We start from the raw sequence: 22652 nt of genomic DNA, 5'->3' as shown, positions 1-22652 counted from the left end.
CTCTCTAGCGTGTACTAAATAGACGTTGATTATTCTCTTAACAAAGTTGTGTAATTGGGTGGGAACTTGGCAGTCGTTCCTGTACGATAATCATATGCACGTTTTTAAGCAGACATAAAAGAATTTCTGCGTTGGCATATCGTTTTTGAAAGAAGGAAAACCATGAGACATTGGTCTAAAAAATTATTGTTGAGTGTATGCATAATTACAGTTTTATCATTACTGAGTGGGACAGATGTGTTTGGACAATCAGAAAGAAAACGTAGCGGTGATGCTAAGGTTCTTGGCACGCTTGTCGTTAAATCACCAATGGACGCACTCCATCCTGGTTATACTTCATTGTTCAATGGGAAAGATTTGACTGGCTGGGTGATTCCGGAAGGGGATAATGGCCATTGGAAAGTCGTTGATGGAGTGATTGATTACGATGCACAAAGTGAAGCCAAAGGGGATAAGAATCTCTGGACAGAAAAAGAGTATGGCGATTTCATAATGAGCGTCGAATGGCGAATCAAAAAGACGACAGGTTTGTATAAGGTTCCAATCGTTCTTGCTGATGGCTCAGATCTCAAAGATGCTAATGGTAAGACAATTACTGTTGAATTACCGAATGCCGACTCCGGTATTTATTTACGTGGCACACCGCAAGCGCAAGTGAATATCTGGTGTTGGCCCGTAGGTTCCGGTGAAGTGTACTCCTATCGTCGTAATCAAAAAGTATCCCCAGAAGTACGGGCTGGTGTGACTCCGAAAGTGAATGCTGATAAACCCGTTGGGGAATGGAATAAGTTTATTATCATTATGGTGAAAGATCGATTAACCGTAATTTTGAACGGCAAAATGGTGCTTGAAAATGCACAACTGCCTGACGTGCCTGAGAAAGGTCCTATCGCTTTTCAACATCATGGTGGAAAGCGAAAAGATGGAACGTTCAGCCCCGCCAGTAGCCTGATGCAGTTCCGAAATGTTTATATCAAGGAACTTGATTAACTCGAATTGATTCCTCTTGTTTAGTTCTTTACGATTGAATCCGCCTGCTGCTTCCTATTAAATGGATATAGCAGGCGGTTTTTTATGTATATGGTACCGAGGTGAAACAAAAATGAAGCGTAGTGCTCCCAATATCATTTTCCTGAGAACATTATTCTTAGTGTTTTTGGTTTGCTGGATCACTTCACCCTGCAAGCTTTCTGCGCAAAAAACGAATGATCCTTTTCGGGCGTTCATTCGTCCCACAGACCCGCTTTCCCCGCAGGAAGAATTAGAGACATTTACGATACCAGATGGATTTGAAATTCAATTAGTGGCAGCTGAGCCCGAGATTCAAAAACCATTGAACATGGCTTTCGACATTAAAGGCCGCCTTTGGATTACAGAATCGTCTGAATATCCCTATCCCGTGAAGCAGGGGGAAAGAGGAAAAGATGCCATCAAAATTCTGGAAGATACTAATGGTGATGGACGCGCTGACAAAATCAAGACATTTGTCGAAGGACTAAATATCCCAATAGGTTTGTATCCCTACAGGAATGGTGTGATCGCATTCAGCATTCCAGATATTACGTTCTATGAAGATACCGACGGAGATGACAAAGCTGACAAAGCTACAAAACTCTATGGTCCGATGGGGTTCGAACGCGATACACATGGCATGAATAATTCCTTTCGGCGTGGTTTTGATGGTTGGTTGTATGCCAATCACGGCTTTAATAATCAGACCCGTGTCAGTGGTAGCGATGGCCATACGATTGAAATGCATTCAGGAAATACCTATCGCATGCGGCTTGATGGTTCGCGCATTGAACATTTTACGCATGGGCAGGTGAATCCCTTTGGTTCGACGTTCGACGAAAAGGGAAACCTGTTCACAGCGGATTGCCACTCCAAACCCATTTATCAGTTGCTGCGAGGTGGATACTACCCGAGTTTTGGAAAGCCTCATGATGGATTAGGTTTTGTTAAACCAATGATGGACCATCTGCATGGTTCCACTGCGATTGCTGGAGTAGAGATTATCTCAGGAGATCAATTTTCCCAGGAATATCAAGGAAATTTCTTCAGTGGTAACGTCATGACCAGCCGCGTAAATCGGAACTCACCTGTCTATTATGGCTCGACCATTGTTGCCAAAGAAGAGCCCGATTTTCTTTCGACGACTGATTCCTGGTTTCGCCCCGTGGATATCAGGCTGGGACCAGATGGTGCAATCTACATCGCTGACTTTTACAATAAAATCATTGGCCACTATGAGGTTCCGCTGAATCATCCGGGGCGGGATCGTTATCGCGGACGCATTTGGAGAATCGTTCGTAAAGACAAAGATCATACACGCACTGATTTTTCAAAACTAAGCATCAACCAGCTGATCGCTTTACTCGGTTCTAAGAATTTGACAACGCGTTTTCTCGTGACGGATTTTCTCTCCGATCAACCAGGGCTTGATGTCATTGAACCTTTGCGGAACGCGGTTGTTGATGCAAAAGAACCAACGGTTATCGTGCATTCGTTGTGGGTGTTATTTCGACTGGGAGCGCTGACCAATGATTTGATTGATCAGGCCAACTCGAGTTCTTCGGATTTAGTTCGCATACATGTTGCGAAAATTCTCGCGGAACAAAAATCGTGGAGTTCACAGCACCGTTTGCAAATCATTCAGGCTCTTCAGGATGACAATGCGTTTGTGAAACGAGCCGCAGCCGATGCGATTGGCTTACACCCACAAGTGGAAAATATTCAACCTCTGTTTGCGTTACTCAAAAAAGTTCTTACTGAGGACCATCATTTGGACTATGTCGTGCGTCGTGCTTTGATGTTGCAGATTCGTGATCCACAGGTATTAAGCAAACTGGACTGGTCGACGTTGAATCCTGAGCAGCGGAGTGAGCTGGCCAAACTTTCGCTGGCAGTGCCGACCGAAGAGGTGGCGTTATATTTAATCAAATATCTGGAGACAGAGCGTGTTGATCAACGGGCATTACCAGATTATTTCAGGCATATCGTACGTTATCTACCTGCAGAAAAAATGCCTCAAATTATTCATTTGGCCCGCACAAAATTAGCCAGAAATACTGATTTGCAAGTGGAGATCATCAAAGCAGTGCTGCAGGGATACCAGCAGAAGGGTCTGCCGTTTGATCCCTCTCTTCAAGATTGGGCTCTTGATTTGACCAACAGATTGATGATGAGTGTGCAAGATGAGCCGCTTCAATGGATGAACTTTCAGTTGAACGAGGGGAGTCCTGCAAATATTTGGTCCCTGCAGCGAAGGGCTTCTGCTGATGGAAACTCCTCAGCACAGTTTTTCAATAGCTTACCTGCTGGTGAAACATCAACGGGGCGCCTGGTTTCTCACAGTTTTGTGATCCCTTCTAAGTTAGAGTTTTATATTGCCGGTCATGTTGGATTTCCAAAGAAACCTGACAATCGACTGAATTTTGTGCAATTAAGAAGGTCAGATGATCATCGTATTATCAAACGTGTCTCTGCCCCGAGAAATGATGTAGCGCAAAAAGTCAGTTGGGATTTAACAGAGATCGCTGGTGAGCGGGGCTACCTTGAGATTGTAGACAGTGATAGCGGTAAGGCATTCGCTTGGTTGGCCGTTGGAAGATTTCAGCCAGCTCTTGTTTCTGTACCCAAGAGAAGCCTGCAACAACAAATCAATCGCATCTCGGCTGCGGCGTTGCTCGTGCAACAATTCGAAATTCGTTCCGCGCGTGATGTGCTTGCAACAATGTTGTCTCGAGAACATCTGAATGCGCAGCTTAAGAACCAATTGGCAACGGCTTTAATTTCCGTCGATGGTACTGAGGAATTTCAACCTTTGTTTCCTTTGCCAGCCAGTCAGTTCCCACAAACTGATTCATTTCAGAAAGAGATTATCCAAGCAGTAATCGATCAGAAAAAAGATCAACTTGATCATCTCTTTCAACAAGCTTTTAAAAGCTATCCGTTTCGTTTACAAACACAAGTAGCAGAAGAGTTATCTAAACAACCTGCGGGTGCGGAACGACTGATTGGCTTCACGGAAAAAGGTGTTGTTTCACCTCGGTTATTGATGCAACCGACAATCAGCAACCAAATTCAACAATCTGCCAGTCAAAATCTGAAAACACGTTTGCAAAAATTGGTTAGCGGATTACCTCCTCGTGAAGAAAAAACTCAGCAAAATATCGCCGAGCATCTGAAGTCGCATGCAACTTTTAAATTATCAGTGAATAATGGACAGGCTGTCTTCGAGAAAAACTGTGCCGCCTGTCATCAACTGGCTGGAAAAGGAGCAGTGGTAGGACCTCAGTTGGATGGCATTGGCAATCGGGGGCTGGAACGATTATTAGAGGATATTCTTGATCCAAATCGTTCAGTCGATATCAATTTTAGAACGACGACGATCATCACTGAAGCGGGGCGTGTTTTTTCGGGTTTGAAGCGACGAGAAGAAGGAGCACTTCTCGTTTTTGTGGATAACAAGGGTAAGGAATTTCAGATTCCCAAGAGCGAAATCGAGGAACAAAAGCAATCAACCTTATCATTGATGCCTGCGAATATTCTGGAAATCTTGTCGCCGCAACAATTACATGACCTCTTGGCTTATCTTTTACAAAGTACGAGAAAGAAACCATGAGCCTTTTTTGACTGACCTGTAATAGTGAAATCGTATGAATATCTTTTATGAAAGTTACTGTGATCTATGAAGCAAGGATTTTTCTTCATTCTCTTTTTCTACCTGACAATAACGGCAACCATATTCGCGGACGAGTCGCTGGTCATTACTCCAGAGATGCATCACTTGCGGATTTCCGGAGAACGTGAGTGGTCTACTTTTCCTGAAACGCCCCAGGCTGATGAGTTACTGCTTTCATTTCAGGCGAAATTGAATTCTACTGAATCGACACTCCTGTTGAGGCAGGTAGATGTGAAATTAAGCTGGAATGTGGAGTTAAACAAAAAGGTTCTGGGAAAATTGAGCCGTGATGGGAATGACCTTCAATTTTGGTTTTCGGTTCCACCTGGTGTGCTCAAAAACGGAAAGAACCAATTACGAATCTTTCAAGTAGGCAAGCCAACTCCCGATGACATTCGTGTTGGTGAGATTTCACTTTTTCCTGAACCTGTTCAACAGGCTTTAGCAGCATCTCAGTTAACCATTGAAGTCGTTGATGGACTTTCAGGCGATTTGATTCCGGCTAGAATTACGATTGTGAATTCAGAAGGCACTTTGGTTGCTACGACAGCCAAATCGAATCAGCGGCAGGCTGTCAGAAGCGGTGTGATCTACGTGAGTGAAGGAAAGACAGAATTCGGCTTACCGGCGGGGCAATATACAATTTATGCGGGGCGGGGCTTTGAGTATGGAATCGATCGTCGTGAAGTCAATCTCAAGGCGGGGGAAAATCAAAGGCTCCGTTTCAAGATTCGTCGAGAAGTCGATACCATAGGATATGTGAGCTCTGACACACACGTCCACACGCTGACCCATTCAGGGCATGGAGACTGTTCCATAGAAGAACGAATGATAACATTGGCGGGCGAGCAAATCGAATTCCCGATTGCGACGGACCACAATAAGCAAATCAACTATGAACCGTTGGCGCAAAAGTTAAACGTTCGAAAGTATTTTACACCTGTCATTGGAAATGAAGTAACAACGCGCATCGGTCACTTTAATATTTTCCCTGCACAGGAATCGGCTCCAGTTCCCGATTATAAATTGAAAGACTGGACGGCGATATTTAATAGTATCTTTGAGAAGCCACTTGTGAAAGTGGCGATTTTAAATCACGCACGTGATCTCCACTCTAATTATCGTCCTTTTGGTCAAAAGCATCATCTTAGTCAAGCGGGAGAGAATCTGGATGAATGGAAATTGCGCGCAAATGCGATGGAAATCATCAATTCAGGAGCCACACAAACCGACGTAATGCAACTGTATCATGATTGGTTTGGAGCACTGAACCGAGGTCTGTTTTTAACACCAGTCGGATGTAGTGACTCACACGATGTCACTCGTTATATCGTGGGGCAGGCAAGAACCTATATCAAAACCAAAGATCACGACCCATCGAAGATAGAGACTGGAAAAACCATTCAAAACTTCGTTGATGGCAAAGTATTGCTGTCTTACGGGCTATTAACACAGATCAAAGTGAACTCACAGTATGGTCCTGGAGAGTTGGTCCCTTCATCTTCGGATTTAAAAGTAGCGATTACGGTTTCTGGACCGAGTTGGGTATCTGCCGATGAGGTTTGCCTGTATGCAAATGGTCAATTGATCCGTAGAGAGCAAATCAGATCAAAAACAGAAGGGGGAGTGAAATGGCAGGAAACTTGGAAACTCAAGCGGTTTCTTCACGACTGTCATCTCGTGGCAATTGCGACAGGTCCCGGCGTGACAGCTCCTTATTGGCCACTTGCCAAACCCTACCAACCTGATTCTCCCGAGTTTGAGCCGCTCGTTGTTGGTTCCACAGGCGCTGTGTGGATTGATGCGGACGGCGATGGTCAAAAAACGCCCGCCTATGAGTACGCAGATCAACTGGTCAATCAGCATGAGTCCGACCTCAGTGAATTATTGAAAAGTCTGGAAGACTATGATTTGGCTGTCACCATGCAGGCGGCCAGTCTGTTACGGTCGCGTGGGGTTGCACCATATGATTCCAAGCTGAATCATTTATTACAAGATTCACCGCGTCAGGTTCAAAATGGATTCAACATCTATAAAAAAGCGTGGCGAGCCAGTCAGATTGCCCGTCAAGAAAATTAGATTTCCACAGATCAAAATCATGAGTGTGATACGATCCTGTTTCCTTCATTAAGTGTCACACTTGAAAAAGCGACTAAAAATTGACGGAAAGTTAGGCTGGATCTTGGCTTTCGAGTCTCAATGCTTTGACAGCAATGCAGGTCTCCAGTAAGCTATCAGCCTTCAAAGTCAGCCATATTGAAAGGCAGAATTTGATATCAATCTTCTTTGTATATCGAACATGATAAACAATGATCAGAAAACAACTTGGGGCCGTAGCTCAATCGGTTAGAGCAGCAAACTCATAATTTGTTGGTTGCAGGTTCGAGTCCTGCCGGCCCTATTTTTGTCTTTTACTTCTTTAAGTGCAACTGGCCAGTATTGCGATAACCAGCGCAATCCGTTCTATCGGAATCATTTCGAGCAAGAAACACATCGCTTTTGGTGTTTTTCACGACTTCATACTGTGCACAAACTAAGTTTGTAGCACTAAGTTGTGGCAGCTGCCGACCATCAGAAAGCAATATCGAAACAGCTTTGTCACTTCTGATGCGCGCTTTGGTTACTTATTGCGTTATTGAAATTGAAACAGAGAACATTGATGCCAGGGGGCTATCTTGAGTGTAATCGAGTTGAATGAGATCGAGGGCTTAAAGGCTTACCACGCCGACTGGAATCGGTTGTTGGCAGTTACCCCAGGAGGAAATTTTTTTCAGTCTCTCGATTGGTTACAGGTCTATTGGCAACATTTTCATGAAAAGCAGTATTTGCGAGTACTCGTTATTCGTGATGCCGATGAAGTCACAGGTATTGTCCCTTTATGTATTCAGCGTCTGAAGACGAAATTCGGGTCCTGCCGGATCTTGACTTACCCGTTTGATGATTGGGGGAGCTTTTATGGTCCTGTTTCCGCCAATCCTGAGAAGACACTGACGGCAGCACTGAATTTCATTCAGCAATCTCAGCGAGACTGGGATCTGATTGATTTACGCTGTGTGGACTCCAATGGATTTGATGACGGTGCCACTGAAAGAGCTCTCGAAGCTGCGAATCTTTCGTTAAAAAAGACTTCCTGGAATCAAACGGCGTATGTCGATCTGAGTCAAAATTGGGATGAGTATCTGGCAGGTCGATCTGGAAAAGCGCGTCAGACTTATCTCCGTTCAGAAAGAAGAGTGGAAAAAGAGGGGGAGATCGAATTTTTGCGGTATCGGCCGCGTGGAGAAAATTTTGGTGAGAGCGATCCACGTTGGGACCTGTATGAGGTCTGTGAAGAGATTGCGCGTAAAAGTTGGCAGGGGGATTCAACGACAGGAACGACCTTATCGCATGAGAATGTAGCTCAATACTTTCGAGATACGCATGAGAGTGCTGCTCGATTTGGAGCAGCCGATTTAAACCTACTATACGTTTCAGGACAACCTGCTGCCTTCATTTATAACTATGTGTTTCAGGGATTAGTTTTTTCGCTACGGATGGGGTTTGACCCAAGCGTTTCCAATAAAGGGCTGGGGCGTTTACTGATGGGACGAATGCTTCGCAACAGTATGGAACGGGGAGATCGAATTTATGATATCGGCCCCGGTTCTCTGGATGCCAAGAAATACTGGTACACATCGGTAGAGAACAGTTACCGCTATGTGCATTATTCCTCCGTCTCAAAAATAGCGAAGGTCCTACAGATTAGTAACCGGATTGCAAACTGGTATCGCGACCGGTTTTCAAATGATGTCGTATCTCAATCGCAAATCTCTTCCGATTTTGAACATCCAACATCTCAGCATTGAGATGATGATCAAGAATGATCAAATCAGCTTATCGTTAATGCAGAATTTGTATCGTATATAGTCAAAATTCAAGGTTTCATCATGAATTCACAGTCTGCTCAAATTCATTTACGTATTCCCCGTCCTGTTCAAGTAACGCGTATTTTATTACTTGTCATTGGTATATTGCTTAGCTTGAGCCTTTGTTCGCAATTGGTGAAGTACGGCACGGGACATGATCAGGTATTCGGAATCGTTCCGCTGCTTTACGTTGACTATGAAGCCAACTTACCAACCTGGTACTCGTCTATGGCTTTGTTAGTAGCTTCGTTTGTGTTGTGCCTCATTGCATTAAGTAAACGATTTCAAGGGGATCGATATACGTTTCACTGGTTTTTCTTGTCGGGTTTGTTCTTTCTACTCTCGGTAGATGAGGTCGCTACGATTCACGAATGCGCGATCGAACCTATGCGCAGGCTGATTGATGCACGGGGAGTACTGCATTATGCCTGGGTGATTCCTGGAGGCATCTTCGTCTTGATCGTGGGCGCCATAATGTTGCGCTTTCTAATTGCGCTTCCGTCTCGAACCCGTAATTTGTTTCTCACAGCTGGGGCCGTGTTTGTTGGAGGAGCGATCGGCGTTGAAATGATCAGCGCTTACCATGCGTATTCACATGGAGAAAAAAACCTACTCTACGCGCTGATTATTACTTTCGAAGAAGCAATGGAGATGCTGGGCGTGATCATCTTTATTCATGCCAGTCTGGAGTATCTTTGTGAGAGCGCGAAAAGTTTTCAAATTGATATGCCGAAGAAAAGTGAAGCTTCGACTTAAGCCTTGGAATCGGGGCTGACCTCCGTTGTATTATCTATCAGCTCTGCCAGCCAAGTGAGAACGATCTCGATCCAGCTGCCACAGCACACTTTCTAGTCGAGAACACTCTATTTTAGCTTCAGTAATCCTCTTGGAATTTCAGGTTTGTTTCCTGCCACAAGTCTTTTTTAGATCGACGTTTGGGGTTTTGATCAAGAGAATGACGCTTAGTGTTGAAACGGACATATAAACGAAGTTCTATGCTTGATTGTTCTCTGGCGGTCATTTACGATACGGTTTCAAAACTCTGTGATGTAAACTCTTCTGGAGTCTTAATATGAGGACCGTACTCAAACAAATTGCTTTGACCATACTGATGTGTACCTGTGTGTCAGGTGCCGTCTTTGCCGCTAAAGAAAGCGCTCCAGAGAAATTGACGTATGAAGAACATATTCGTCCGATTTTTCGGGCACATTGTTTTGACTGTCATGGCGCGACTGACGAGATCGAAGGGGGGCTCGATTTACGTCTGGTTCGCTTTCTGATCAAAGGGGGAGAATCCGGAGAAGCGATTATTCCGGGTAAACCTGCTGAAAGTAATTTGGTCGCTCGAATTGCAAGCGGAGAGATGCCACCCGGTGAGGCTCGTGTCCCAGATAACGAGATTGAAATTATCAAACGCTGGATCGCAGGCGGCGCTAAAACAAGTCGTCCGGAGCCAAAAACGATTGGTCCCGGATTGGGCATTACTCCCGAAGAACGTGCCTACTGGGCTTTTCAACCGATTAAACGGCCTCAAATTTCCGAAGAGATTGAAAAACATCCAACTGTTCGCACGCCAATTGATGCATTGTTATTACAGGCCATGCCAGAAGGATTGGCGTTTTCTCCTGAGGCGGAAAAGCTGACTTTAATCAAACGAGCCTATTTCGATTTGTTAGGGCTACCACCCAGTCCTGAAGAGATACAGCGGGCACTTTCGAATCATTCTGAGGGTTGGTATGACTCATTATTGAATGAGTTACTAAATTCACCGCATTACGGCGAACGTTGGGCACGGCACTGGCTGGATATCGCAGGTTACTCTGATTCAGAAGGCTACACGGTCAAAGATGATGTTCGTCCGTGGGCCTGGAAATACCGTGATTATATCATTAAATCGTTAAATGATGGCAAGCCGTTTGACCAGTTTCTTCAAGAACAACTCGCCGGTGATGAATTAGCGGGGAAACGGGAAGGCAATCTCAGCCAAAGGCAGATTGAACTACTGGCGGCAACGGGTTTTTTACGAATGGCCGCTGACGGAACAGGTAGCGGAAAAAACACTCCGGAAGCGCGCAATCAGGTCATTGCCGACACCATGAAGATTGTCAGTTCATCGTTATTGGGCTTAAGTGTTGCCTGTGCTCAATGCCATGACCACCGTTATGATCCGATTCCCCAGACGGACTACTTTGCTTTGCGTGCGATTTTTGAACCTGCATTTGACTGGCAAAAATGGCAGACACCGCAACAACGACGGGTTTCGCTTTATACAGCCGAGGATCGGGCCAAAGCAGCGAAAATTGAAGAGGAAGTCAAAAAGGTGGCCGCGGTCAAAAACGAAAAACGAACCAAGTACATGGCTGAGGCGCTTGAAATTGAACTGAAGAAGTATGAGCAGCCACTACGAGATCAATTGAAAGCCGCTTATCAAACTCCAGTCAAAAAAAGGTCACCTGAGCAGGTCGCTTTGTTAAAGAAGAATCCAAGTGTCAATATTTCAACAGGTGTGCTCTATCAATATTTGCCAAAAGCTGCTGAAGAGCTGAAGAATTATGATAAACAAATTGCAGAGATCAGAAAAAAGAAGCCGATTCATGAGTTTTTACGTGTCGCTCTGGAACCGGCAAACCATCTTCCTGAAACAAAGTTGTTTCACCGTGGAGACCACCGACAACCAAAACAAACGCTCACTCCAGCGGCGTTAACGGTGGTTTCACCGGAAGGACAGCGGCATCAAATTCCCCTTAACGATAACACACTGCCGACAACGGGACGTCGTCTTGCGTTTGCCCGTTGGCTAACAAGCGGTAAACATCCCCTTGTTGCCCGAGTGTTAGTCAACCGGATCTGGATGCATCATTTTGGTCGTGCGATTGTGGGAACCCCCGGTGAATTTGGCAAGCTCGGTGCCAGCCCGACACATCCAGAATTACTAGACTGGCTGGCGGCGGAGTTTATGCAACAAGGCTGGGATCTAAAAAAACTGCATCGTACGATTATGCTCTCAACCGCGTATCGTCAGGCGGGAGCTCACGATCCGAGCAAAGAGTCAATCGACCCAGAAAATCATTATTACTGGCGAAAGCCCATTCTCCGTTTAGAAGCGGAAACATTGCGCGATCGCATGTTGACTGTATCAGGTGTTCTTGATCGCAAATTGTATGGAACTCCTGTCGGAATTAAAGAGAATGAATTCGGTCAGGTCGTTGTTTCAGGCGAACAACTCCGTCGTAGTTTGTATATTCAGGCAAGGCGCAGCCAGCCAGTAGGAATGTTGCAAACATTCGATGCACCTGTAATGGAAACGAATTGTGAACGTCGTTCTAATTCGACCGTGGCAACCCAATCGCTGATGCTGATGAACGGAGGATTTATACTTTCTCAATCAGACAAACTGGCTGATCGGATTGCTCGCGAAGCACCAGAATTGAAACCAGAACTGTTGGCTGGATTACCTAAACTTTCACACACAGGGAAGTCTCCCTGGAGTTATGGTTATACAGCTCTTGATGAAAAGAATTTGAATTCTGCCAAGTTCACAGCGTTGCCACATTGGACTGGTTCCAGTTGGCAGGGAGGGGCAAAACTTCCCGACACGAAATTGGGTTGGGTGATGTTGCGTGCCACTGGTGGACACCCCGCGAGAAAATACGCAACAGTCAAACGTTGGACGGCTCCAGTGACAGGTAAATTATCTGTGACAGGCAAATTACAGCATGGGACCAAAAACGGAAATGGTGTGAGAGGACTCATATCATCGAGTCGCTCAGGTCTGGCCGGCAAGTGGATTGCCTATAATGGAGTTGTGGAAACAAAAGTGACGACTCTGGCAATACAGCAGGGAGATCATATCGATTTTATTACGGATTGTAATGGAGACGTTAATTCTGACTCCTTTTCCTGGAACGCTCAGTTATCACTCACTCGTGAAAAAGGGCCGGCGTTGAAATGGGATACTGTTGCTGATTTCCATGGTCCGGAACCAGTTCAAAAGCAAAGTCTGCCTGCACAAGCATCGTACGCGTTTGAACTGGCTCTTTGTCGAAAACCAACCCCAGACGAATTGCTGCTTGTTGTTCGTTTTATGGAAAATCAACTGACTTACTTACAACAAAATCCAGGACAAACACCCAAAGGGGTGACGTCTGCTAAGCAAACCATTACCAACTTGTGTCAAGCACTCATGAGTTCGAATGAGTTTCTCTATGTTGATTAAATTGATATGAAAGCATTTCGGAACGCAGCCCTCACCGATCGGTTTCCAAGTTTAGTTATACATCAGGTATGATTTACAATGATGCATTATAGTCGAAGACAATTTCTCGCAGACAACGCAATGGGCATTGGAACTGTGGCACTGGCCTGGTTACTGAAACAGGACAACCTACTCGCGAAGCCTAAGAGTGTTTCCATTAAGCAGCCGCATTTCGATTTGACTCCCAAAAAAGCTCAATTCGTTCCACAAGCCAAGGCCATGATTTCATTATTTCAGCATGGTGGTCCTGCACATATGGATCTGACCGATCCCAAACCGGAGCTGACCAAGTTTAGCGGAACGGATTTCAAAGGAGACATCCAATATAGTTTTGTTAATCAGGCGAGTAAAAAATTACTAGGTAGTCCATGGAAATTTCGCAAACATGGTGAGTGTGGAACTGAGCTGTCTGAATTGTTGCCAAATTTGGGAGAAATTGTTGATGATGTTTGTCTGATTCGTTCCATGCATACCGGAGCGAATGGACATGAGGTTTCGATTCGTTACTTTCATGGTGGAATTCCCGGAGTACTAGGCCGACCCAATTTAGGTTCGTGGTTAGTTTACGGGCTAGGCACTGAGTCTCAGGATCTACCAGCCTATATGGTTTTGACAGACCCTGGTGGGCTCCCCGTTGATGGTGTGACAAACTGGTCGAACGGTTTCATGCCTTCGCTATTTCAAGGAACGGTTTTGCGTCCTAAAGAACCTCGTATTTTGAATCTGGATGCACCACCACATTTACGTGGTTCTCTGCAAGCACAAAATCTGGAACTGTTGCAGGCTTTAAATCGTAAGCATTTTAAAACTCACCCCCATGAATCGGATCTGGAAGCGCGAATTGCAAGTTATGAACTGGCTGCTCGGATGCAAACTTCGGCCCGTGAAGCACTCGACCTTTCGCAAGAAACAAAGGCGACGCAAGACATGTACGGTCTCGACAACCCCAAAACACGCGAGTACGGGACACGGTGTCTGATAGCCCGTCGTTTGGTTGAACGAGGTGTCCGGTTTGTCCAACTATTCCTGGCGGGTCAACCATGGGATAATCATAGCAATATTACAACAGGATTGCCTGCGATTTGTGGTCGAACTGATAAGCCTTCCGCAGCGCTTGTTAAAGACTTAAAACAACGCGGTATGCTCGAGTCGACCCTGGTCCATTGGGGGGGAGAGATCGGGCGGCTTCCGGTCACCCAAAGCCACGGTGATCCGAAGAAAGCCGGTCGTGACCATAATGGGCAAGGATTCAGCATCTGGCTTGCCGGAGGTGGTATTAAAAGGGGAATGGCATTTGGTAAAACAGATGAGTTTGGTCATCGCGCAGTCGAAAATGTGGTGACCCCCAATGATTTTCAGGCTACCATTATGCGTCTCTTCGGCCTCGACTTTAAGGAACTTCTCTATCACTATAATGGCCAGGAGCAAATCATTACCAACGGCCGACCTGCCAAAGTCGTTTCGCCGATCTTGGAAAATCCTCCTGAGGCTCTAAGCTAGAATTTGCCGCTTCTCTTTTTGAGAGGAGTATCAATAGTGTATGCATTAACTTAACGACTTTCGCACGTGCTCAGACTGTGATCTTTAGGTCAATTGAAGTCTTGAGAATTTCTGAAGGGAAGATAGCTAATAAAAAAGGGAACGTCAGCCGTAGCGTGATGTTCCAGCTGACGTTCCCAAACAACGGTGTGACCGGCCCGAAGCCACACCGCGCTATGGTTTCAATTTAAGCAAGAAACGTCTTAGGAAATCTTATTTGATTGTTTGTGGTTCGGATATTTCAGTATCACCAAGATACTTGTACCACCCTTTCATGTGACTAAATGAAATGGGATAGATCATAAGCTTCCAATCAATATTCAGACTGACCGGTTCTGCCCCTGGTTTTAGCTTCAACAAAGGGCCCGTCTCTTTGAATTTGACGTAGAATGATTTATGACCGGTATTTTGAATTTGGTAGATCGCGACACGCCCGGAATCAGAGAGGTCAACGATAGTTTTCGGTTGCGTAGGACTTGCAACGTCGAAAATCATTCGGTGGTGCCTAGGGTCCTCTGGATCATCGAATCTACAGTGGTGATCAGTGCGTTTTTCAGACATTGGCCCGCTTGCTTGAAAACAACAACTTGAATAAATTGATAATTGAGTAAAAAGCAATATTTTTACATAGTGAATAAACCTTAGCTAAATATGTATAGATTTACCTCCCTGCTTGTAGATGGATCTTAGCGAACGTGAAGCTTTGGTCAATATGAATCTGTGGGTATCGATATAAGACTCAAGACGAATTTTCACAGTACACCAGATTAAGTAATACACCAAGATAGTGAAGTAGATAATCAAACGACTGGAATATAAACAAGTTGATAGATTTTCAATCTTGTCTGTCGGCAGTGATTTCGAGGATAGTAATCAACTTATTGTTATTTCTCTTCTGTTTTCAGCTTATCAGCGAATTTACTGCGGAATTTTTCTAATTTTGGGCGGATGACGTATTGGCAATACTGTTGATTTGGATTGAGCTTAAAGTAGTCCTGGTGATAGTCCTCGGCAGGATAAAATTCTTTGAAGGCAGTGATTTCTGTCACGATAGGACTTTTAAATTTCCCTGATTCATCCAGTTGTTTTTTATACTCAGTGGCTTCTTCTTTTTGCTGTTCGTTATGATAAAAGACAGCAGAACGGTATTGCGTACCCACATCAGCACCTTGTCGATTTAAGGTAGTGGGGTCATGTGTTTCCCAAAATACTTTGAGTACATCTGTGAATGAAATCTGTTTGGGATCATAGGTAATCTGAATGACTTCGGCATGGTCTGTTGTGCCCGCACTCACAGCTTTATAAGTGGGGTTGGGAACCTTACCGCCTGAATATCCGGAGATAGCAGATTTGACCCCTTTCAATTCGCGAAATACAGCTTCAGTGCACCAGAAGCAGCCTGACCCAAGCGTGGCGACTTCAAGTCCGTCTTCTACTTCCTGAGCAACAGGGGTGGAATTTGATTCTGGTTGTTCCTCGGCAATCGCGACAGGACGGTCCTCTTGTGTGAGCGATTTTTCACAACCACTCAACAAAGTCAGCATTGTGGTGAGAGAGAGACCAATAAATACTAAGAGTGGTAATTGTGTCAATGTCATGACAATAAATTTCCTATGAGATTGAGTCAGGTATTGGAAATCAGTGAATACTACAAACGGGTAGAGTCATTTTAGACAATACTCCTTAGTAGGGACAGGGGGAATCTATTCTGATCGATTGATTCGCTTTGACTACAGCTAGTTTCATGCTGATAACCTCTGGAGACTCAGTTCACGATTCTTGTTTGACTGAACGGTATACTAATATTTATTCCGGTTCTTTCTAGCAGCCAGACAGTTTTAAAATGAATATACAGACATCCGACTTTGTGTAATTATTTTGTGTTTAGAGTGGTAATTTTCTGTTGACTGACTAAAAAATCAATGAGAGCTTGTAGAACGTACTATTTTTGAACTTGAGACTCTTGAGCAAGCATTTTTAATGATTAACCGGAAAAAATTATAAATGACAAATTCATACGATGCAATTTTAGTGGTTTCGTTTGGTGGTCCTGAAGGCCCCGATGATGTAATCCCTTTTCTGGAGAATGTGTTGCGAGGTAAAAATGTGCCTCGGGAGCGGATGTTGGAAGTGGCTGAACACTATCAACACTTTGGGGGTGTCAGTCCCATCAACGAGCAGAATCGTTTATTAATCAAAGCATTGGAACAAGAGCTTGAGCAACATGGGCCTGATCTACCAATCTATTGGGGTAACCGAAACTGGGATCCACTTCTGTCTGATACTCTGGAGCAGATGAAACAAGCGGGAATTGAACGCGCATTGGCTTTTTTTACCTCAGCTTTCAGTTCCTATTCTGGTTGTCGACAATATCGGGAAGATATTCAACGTGCTCAGGAGCAGGTAGGGGAAGGGGCTCCTGAAGTTCAAAAAATGAGAGTCTTTTACAATCATCCCGGTTTCATCGAAGCGATGGTTGAACGAACACAGGAAGCGCTCACTCAAGTTCCTGAAGAGAGACGCGATCAGGCACATATTTTGTTTACTGCTCACAGTATTCCTCTCACCATGGCTTCCGGATGTCAATATGAGGCACAGTTGAAAGAGTCTGCCCGACTCGTGAGTGAGCGGCTGGGATCCTATCAATGGGATCTGGTGTATCAAAGTCGTAGTGGTCCTCCGCAGCAACCCTGGCTGGGACCTGACGTTTGTGATTTCATCACTCAGATGGGAGAAAAGAATGAGGTGCAGGATATCGTGATCGTTCCTATCGGGTTTGTTTCCGATCATATGGAGGTTCTATTCGATTTAGATACGGAAGCCAAAGATGTGGGAGAGAAATTGGGTATTAATGTAGTTCGCGCCAAAACTGTGGGAGTGCATCCCCGGTTTATCACGATGATCCGTGAGTTGATTGAAGAACGAATTAATGGTGCAGAGGAACGTCCTGCATTAGGTGACCGGGGAGCCAGTCACGATGTCTGTCCAGTTGATTGCTGTTTACGTACTTCGGAAGCACGACGCTGAACGGACTCTGCTTATTTAAATTCACTTTGGGAAACCACTTCTCATTCTCTGATTTCAGATATGAACAGTCATCAAAGTTTCAATGTGTGTTTAGCAGAGCCTGATATATTTAAACGATAGACTTCAACTCCTTGAATGCAAAAAATTTCTGGATGACCTGCGACGGGTTGTTTAAGATAGCAGTATCTTCATTTCTTATCATTCTCCTCGATATCAACTTTGGTTGACGTCGCGACTGCAAGGAGTTGCTGTGGGTCGATTTCATTTTTCAGACTGTCTTGTAAGTGTCTTCTTTAGTTTAATAATTTTTCCGAGTATTGGATTTGCTGAGCCAAATCTCAATTATCGTCCGGCTGATACCTCCAGTCCGCGGAGTACACTTAAAGACTTCATTGACGCAAGTAATCAGATTTCGAAACATGTTCGCGACACCAAATTTGTCAATCGAGATTCTGAGGCTTTACGCCCAATTATTTTACGGATACTTGACTGTCTCGATCAAAGCGACTTACCGGCGTTTGCCAGAGAAATGCGAGCTGCAGAAGTGGCGATTTGTTTGAAGGAAATTATGGATCGTGTTGAGTTGCCTCCGTTTGATGAAATTCCAGGGATTGAAGAGGTCGACTCAGCAGGCGATAAATTGACCAGTTGGCGGATTCCCGGAACACGAATCACAATCGCACGGATGGAAGAGGGGCCGCAAAAACATGAGTATCTCTTTTCAAAAGGGACCGTTGATCGAGCGGTACGCTATTACCAGGATATGAAGGCGTACCCTTATCGAACTTCAGGACCTGAAACTTCACCCGGGTTTTACCGTTGGTATTTTTCTTCTCCCGGTCATTCAGCGGTGGTACCAATCATTGAAAGATTGCCCAAGGGGTTTCGCGATCAGGTATTTGGTATGGCGGTCTGGAAATGGCCTGCGCTTTTTCTTTCGATCATTGTGGCGAGTCTGGTAATGCTACTAATTTACCGTATTCATTTCAGACTGACTCAACGTTGGAAAGGTAAGAACATCGTTTGTTACTGCTTGACGATTATATTTCCGATTTTAGCTGTGTTTGCTCCTTTCATCGTAACATATGTAGTGAAAGATCAACTCATCGTACGGGGATGGCCTTTATATATTGTCGATTTTGCTTCTCTCCTGATTGCATTACTGGCTTCCATTTTTGTTGTGTTCGCTGCCAGTAATCGTGTGGCGGAAACGATCATCGCTTCGCCAAAAATTAATCCACAAGGTCTCAACGCACAATTGATTCGAATTATTTCAAGACTCATGAGCATGGTGATAGCCGTCGCAGTATTTCTTGTTGGTGGGCAATACCTGGGAATCAAGTTGACAACATTATTAGCCAGTGCTGGGATTGGTGGATTTGCTGTGGCACTAGCTGCTCAGGATACGCTGAAAACTTTATTTGGTACCATTATGTTAATGGCTGACAAACCGTTTCGGGTGGGGGAGCGTATTCAGTTCAATCAATATGATGGAAACGTAGAAGACATCGGTTTGCGCTCAACGCGCGTTCGTCTCTTAACAGGGAATCTGGTAACGATTCCGAATGATGAGCTCGCGCGTTGTGACATCGAAAACATCACTCGTCGGCCTTATATCCGTCGTAGTGCAGATATCAAAATTCCATTAGATACTCACAGAACAAAAGTAGAACAATGCATCGAGATCATCCGAAATACCCTAAAGGATCACGAAGGAATGAATCCGGATTTACCAGCGCGCGTTTATTTCGATGAGTTCAACGATGATTCTTTCAATATCAAAGTGATTTACTGGTATACACCACCAGAATTCTGGGATTTTTTAGCGTTTAGCCAGAAGGTGAATCTGCAAATATTTCAAGCATTTGAAGAACAGGGAATTCAATTCTCACAACCATTACGTGTCGTGCATACTGACACGGAAAGTCAAGGACCGTAAGCAAAAATAACTGCTCTGTCCAAAAAGTCCAGTTTAATAAAAGAGCATCAATTCAGATTGCTTGTTCTGTTACTCTTGGGTGATCTTAGGAATTTTTTTCTAAGTAGTGATCAATAAACTCTCCAACTTTTTTTCTTTGGCCACTTGCTCAGCAGTTTGACTGACGTTCTTCTAGACAGTTGCATTTCCACCCTAGTGAAATCGAAGCAACACACGATACATTCACTTCTTCTTTACCCTACTGACTGCACGGGCTAAGAGCCCCTATTAAGTCTAGGATAATGGAGACTGAATTCCACTGTGTATTTTGATTCAAAGGTTTATTGAAAGTGGTCATCAAAAAGCTGACCACCTATAGAGCAAAAATTTGTTATAACCAGTGAAAAAATTCACTTTTCGTCGGTATCGCGTATCAAATTATGGCATTTCACACAGGTGATTGTTAAGGCTGCGAAAGCGGTGGCTGATCCATCGGCATTTTTGTCTTCGGCCATTCGAATCAATTCCTTGTTGGCGAATTCGAATTTGTTGAGCTGTGCTTTATATTCTGATTTCGAAGTCTCTGGACTGTCACGCAGCCAGGATTCCAGAATCCCGAAGCCCTGCAGGGCACGAGCATTTTTTTCAACAGATTTAAAATCACCTTCGGTCAACGCTGCCAAAATCCGTTGTGATTTTTTCAATTTAGCTTGCATCCAGAAATCTTTTTCCTTTTCTGACTTGTCTTTTTTGCTAACCGCTGAGTTTTTTTGAGCCTTGTTTTTAGGCTTCTCTTTGTCTGCATAACTGCTTAGTGCAAAAGCGGAAAGACAAGTGACAGCAATAACAAGAATGTAAGGCATGTTCTTTTTCATGGAAAATCTTTCTTTCAGTTCCTAACTTAATTACAAGACAAGACCGTAGATCTAACTTGTCTCGTCACGACGAAACAAATTACATTGTCGTTAATCTAGTGAATCATTTATGCAAACAATTCAAGGCTACCTTATAAGTTGAAAACGAATATAGGTTTTTGTTCTATTTACTACATAGGGGTATTCCTGATGGAGTCACTCTCAGGCAGAGGATGCATTAATATGACGCTCATACTCAGATACGAAAAACAAAATTTTGTTTGGTGTCGACGATCATGCTGACAGCATTAGTGTGCGTTCTATCGTCAGAAGCATTGCTGTCGATGCGCAGCAGATCTCGTATTGTTATGAAGGCCACCTACGGTATTTTCGCGGCGCGTATTATTTTGCCTCAACTGACGAGCCAGAATCTCGGGGTGGTTACGAGTCTTATTAAGTGCGCAAAAATCACTATTACTTTCATACCTTTCCAAAACTATCAATCGATGGGAGATGATAGAGCAGAAATTCCTGATGATTTCATTTCGAAATTCTGTTGGCCTGATGACTATATTAATGAGCTCCCTATTCTTTATATTCTATGAATCAGTGGCTACCTAGGATGTTCCCATCCTCCTCTCTGGTCCATGCCGAGTATAGAGTTCATGAATAACAGGCTGATTTAGCCACACTAATTCAAATCTCTATTTAGCCAGTATGAATATTCGGAGAAAATTCCCAACATGGAATTGAAATCGAGGCAGTTTTAAGTAAGCTTGTCAGAAGGAAAGTGATCGCTCACATTTTTGATGAAAAATAAGGCCTTCCTAAGTTATGAAACCTTAATTGTTTAGCCCTCCCCGAATTCATTGGTTCATCTAAAAAGATTCTCATTTTTAATTATCAGCACTAACGATGGGATCTTGCTTTAATCCGTTTCACTTAATACAGGTAAAGATAATGATAAACAAAAAGCGTGGGTTCACTCTCATTGAGCTGCTGGTTGTGATCGCCATTATTGCGATTTTGATTGCCCTGTTGTTGCCTGCAGTGCAACAGGCACGCGAGGCCGCTCGCCGGGCGTCCTGTAAAAATAATCTGAAGCAAATTGGCTTAGCACTTCACAACTATAATGAAACTCATAGCTGCTTTCCTGTTGGAATATCCGGATCGCCCGTCGATATCAATGGGGTTCGCTGGTACAACACCGGAAAAGTATTGTGGATGGCTTATGTCTTACCCTTTATTGATCAGGGAAACTTGTATCAGGATATCGATTTTAATGTGGGTGACCCGGGAAGAAACGCAGTCAATTCTCCTGTGAAAGCCAGAATACTTCCCATCTATCGCTGCCCCAGTGATCCAGGCAATCAGGCTGCAACCGGTTATCTGCAAGAAGGTCCCAGTAATTATGGAGCCTGTTTAGGTCGAGATCCGATCAATGCAATTTTTGGTGGTGGATCGGCGCATGCAAATAACGGTACTTCGGTGCTCTATATGAATAGTAGAACAAAGCTTCGAGATATTACCGATGGTTCATCAAATACAATGGTCGTAGCAGAATGTCTGGTGGGAGGGATTTACTACGATTATGGAAATGGTGTGAATAGCCCTCTTCCCGCTTGTAGTAATAATCCTTCGGGGACACCAAGAACCGGTAGAGGTCGTTCCTGGTTTTTTGGTGACAATGCGATTGAGTGGGGGTTTACGACAACATTCCCTCCCAATGCACTTTCAGAAACAGGTGGTTGTAAATCCTACCAGGAATTTGGAAACTCGGATGCAGGCAGCAAACACGAAGGGGGCGCTCATATTTTATTATGTGATGGAGCGGTGCGATTCGTTTCTGAGAACATGCATTTGCCTACCTGGCAGAACCTGGGAGACAAAGCTGATGGGAACGTATTGGGAGAATATTAATCGACTGAGTGGTTAACTCGATCCTGCTGATTATACTCTTTTCACATCATGCTGGTTGCTTCAGAAGAAACTCCAATGAACTTAAGCAGATTTTATATTTATTTGGTATTTGGGATTTGCCTCATTCTATTTACCGCTTGTGGAGGCAATTCTGCGCTGGAATTTACAAGGGCTCAAGTAGAGGGAACTGTTAATTATAAAGGAGAGCCATTGGAGGAGGGCTTGATTCGTTATGTCCCTGATGGTGAGATCATCAATGGGCAAGTTGCCGGGAAACCCATTTTTGCAAAAATTGAGCAGGGGAAATATCAGATTCCTGCAGAGAAGGGGGCCACAGTAGGGAAAAACAGAGTCGAAGTGACCCGTTATGTAGAAGCGGGGAAACAGGGAAACATGTCAGGCGGAAAGGCAGAATTAGTCAAACAAATTATTCCTCCCAAATACAACTCTCATTCCATCCTTTCGGTCGAAATCAAAGAAGGAAAAAATACACAGGATTTTGATTTGAAGTAAGACATGACATTCAGACACTCGTTCCCTTTTAGATGGC

At 44.3% G+C, this 22652-nt stretch carries 14 protein-coding genes and 1 tRNA gene; 12 read left to right on the top strand and 3 right to left on the bottom strand.

Annotated features, from left to right (window positions below; genetic code table 11):
• The first annotated feature begins 162 nt into the window (after window positions 1–162).
• The 8 genes from V202x_RS23775 (at window position 163) to V202x_RS23740 (ending at window position 14344) form a co-directional block, all read left to right on the top strand.
• Complete coding sequence (locus tag V202x_RS23775; RefSeq protein ID WP_145179298.1) at window positions 163–990, top strand: DUF1080 domain-containing protein; 828 nt, start codon at window positions 163–165, stop codon at window positions 988–990.
• 112 nt (window positions 991–1102) lie between these two features.
• Window positions 1103–4624, top strand: coding sequence for a PVC-type heme-binding CxxCH protein (locus tag V202x_RS23770; protein ID WP_197993070.1), 3522 nt, complete (start codon window positions 1103–1105; stop codon window positions 4622–4624).
• Between the two features lie 66 nt (window positions 4625–4690).
• Window positions 4691–6763, top strand: coding sequence for a CehA/McbA family metallohydrolase (locus V202x_RS23765; RefSeq protein WP_145179296.1), 2073 nt, complete (start codon window positions 4691–4693; stop codon window positions 6761–6763).
• A 248-nt stretch (window positions 6764–7011) separates the two neighbouring features.
• Window positions 7012–7085: transfer RNA gene (locus V202x_RS23760), tRNA-Ile, on the top strand.
• 274 nt (window positions 7086–7359) lie between these two features.
• Window positions 7360–8529 carry a GNAT family N-acetyltransferase gene (locus V202x_RS23755; protein ID WP_232098675.1) on the top strand — a complete coding sequence of 390 codons (1170 nt, stop codon included), beginning with the start codon at window positions 7360–7362 and terminating at the stop codon, window positions 8527–8529.
• Window positions 8530–8610: 81 nt separating this feature from the next.
• On the top strand, window positions 8611–9345 hold the full coding sequence (locus V202x_RS23750; protein ID WP_145179294.1) for a hypothetical protein: 735 nt from the start codon (window positions 8611–8613) through the stop codon (window positions 9343–9345).
• Window positions 9346–9661: 316 nt separating this feature from the next.
• Window positions 9662–12805: a PSD1 and planctomycete cytochrome C domain-containing protein gene (locus V202x_RS23745; RefSeq protein ID WP_145179293.1), complete on the top strand. Its 3144-nt coding sequence runs from the start codon at window positions 9662–9664 to the stop codon at window positions 12803–12805.
• 78 nt (window positions 12806–12883) lie between these two features.
• Window positions 12884–14344: a DUF1501 domain-containing protein gene (locus tag V202x_RS23740; protein WP_232098673.1), complete on the top strand. Its 1461-nt coding sequence runs from the start codon at window positions 12884–12886 to the stop codon at window positions 14342–14344.
• Window positions 14345–14596: 252 nt separating this feature from the next.
• Here the strand turns inward: V202x_RS23740 and V202x_RS23735 are convergent, their stop codons facing one another.
• Complete coding sequence (locus V202x_RS23735) at window positions 14597–14878, bottom strand: hypothetical protein (protein WP_145179292.1); 282 nt, start codon at window positions 14876–14878, stop codon at window positions 14597–14599.
• Window positions 14879–15267: 389 nt separating this feature from the next.
• The gene (gene msrA, locus V202x_RS23730) at window positions 15268–15981 is read right to left on the bottom strand and encodes a peptide-methionine (S)-S-oxide reductase MsrA (protein ID WP_197993069.1); all 714 of its coding nucleotides are present in this window, start codon (window positions 15979–15981) and stop codon (window positions 15268–15270) included.
• Between the two features lie 406 nt (window positions 15982–16387).
• Between msrA and V202x_RS23725 the strand changes: the two genes are divergently transcribed.
• Window positions 16388–17410 (top strand): ferrochelatase, encoded by a 1023-nt coding sequence (locus V202x_RS23725; RefSeq protein ID WP_145179291.1) that lies wholly within the window; start codon window positions 16388–16390, stop codon window positions 17408–17410.
• 250 nt (window positions 17411–17660) lie between these two features.
• A complete protein-coding gene (locus tag V202x_RS23720; protein ID WP_145179290.1) occupies window positions 17661–19349 on the top strand; it encodes a mechanosensitive ion channel family protein in 1689 nt (562 codons plus the stop codon).
• A 389-nt stretch (window positions 19350–19738) separates the two neighbouring features.
• Here V202x_RS23720 and V202x_RS23715 read toward each other — a convergent pair whose 3' ends face one another.
• Complete coding sequence (locus V202x_RS23715) at window positions 19739–20203, bottom strand: hypothetical protein (RefSeq protein WP_145179289.1); 465 nt, start codon at window positions 20201–20203, stop codon at window positions 19739–19741.
• A gap of 939 nt (window positions 20204–21142) precedes the next feature.
• Between V202x_RS23715 and V202x_RS23710 the strand changes: the two genes are divergently transcribed.
• Together V202x_RS23710 and V202x_RS23705 are read left to right on the top strand one after the other, a co-directional pair.
• The gene (locus tag V202x_RS23710; protein WP_145179288.1) at window positions 21143–22102 is read left to right on the top strand and encodes a DUF1559 domain-containing protein; all 960 of its coding nucleotides are present in this window, start codon (window positions 21143–21145) and stop codon (window positions 22100–22102) included.
• 75 nt (window positions 22103–22177) lie between these two features.
• Entirely contained in the window at window positions 22178–22615 is a 438-nt protein-coding gene (locus tag V202x_RS23705) for a hypothetical protein (RefSeq protein WP_145179287.1), read from the top strand.
• The last annotated feature ends 37 nt before the right edge of the window (window positions 22616–22652 follow it).

Origin of the sequence: Gimesia aquarii (assembly GCF_007748175.1) — a bacterium.
GTDB lineage: Bacteria > Planctomycetota > Planctomycetia > Planctomycetales > Planctomycetaceae > Gimesia > Gimesia aquarii_A.
The sequence above is the reverse complement of the archived record's forward strand: the minus strand, read 5'-3'. Positions and strand labels throughout refer to the sequence as shown.

Coding starts and splice junctions, on each gene's coding strand:
- V202x_RS23775 (WP_145179298.1), top strand. CDS start 163: ATGAGACATTGGTCTAAAAAATTATTGTTGAGTGTATGCATAATTACA.
- V202x_RS23770 (WP_197993070.1), top strand. CDS start 1,103: ATGAAGCGTAGTGCTCCCAATATCATTTTCCTGAGAACATTATTCTTA.
- V202x_RS23765 (WP_145179296.1), top strand. CDS start 4,691: ATGAAGCAAGGATTTTTCTTCATTCTCTTTTTCTACCTGACAATAACG.
- V202x_RS23750 (WP_145179294.1), top strand. CDS start 8,611: ATGAATTCACAGTCTGCTCAAATTCATTTACGTATTCCCCGTCCTGTT.
- V202x_RS23745 (WP_145179293.1), top strand. CDS start 9,662: ATGAGGACCGTACTCAAACAAATTGCTTTGACCATACTGATGTGTACC.
- V202x_RS23740 (WP_232098673.1), top strand. CDS start 12,884: ATGATGCATTATAGTCGAAGACAATTTCTCGCAGACAACGCAATGGGC.
- V202x_RS23735 (WP_145179292.1), bottom strand. CDS start 14,878: ATGATTTTCGACGTTGCAAGTCCTACGCAACCGAAAACTATCGTTGAC.
- msrA (WP_197993069.1), bottom strand. CDS start 15,981: ATGACATTGACACAATTACCACTCTTAGTATTTATTGGTCTCTCTCTC.
- V202x_RS23725 (WP_145179291.1), top strand. CDS start 16,388: ATGACAAATTCATACGATGCAATTTTAGTGGTTTCGTTTGGTGGTCCT.
- V202x_RS23715 (WP_145179289.1), bottom strand. CDS start 20,203: ATGAAAAAGAACATGCCTTACATTCTTGTTATTGCTGTCACTTGTCTT.
- V202x_RS23710 (WP_145179288.1), top strand. CDS start 21,143: ATGATAAACAAAAAGCGTGGGTTCACTCTCATTGAGCTGCTGGTTGTG.
- V202x_RS23705 (WP_145179287.1), top strand. CDS start 22,178: ATGAACTTAAGCAGATTTTATATTTATTTGGTATTTGGGATTTGCCTC.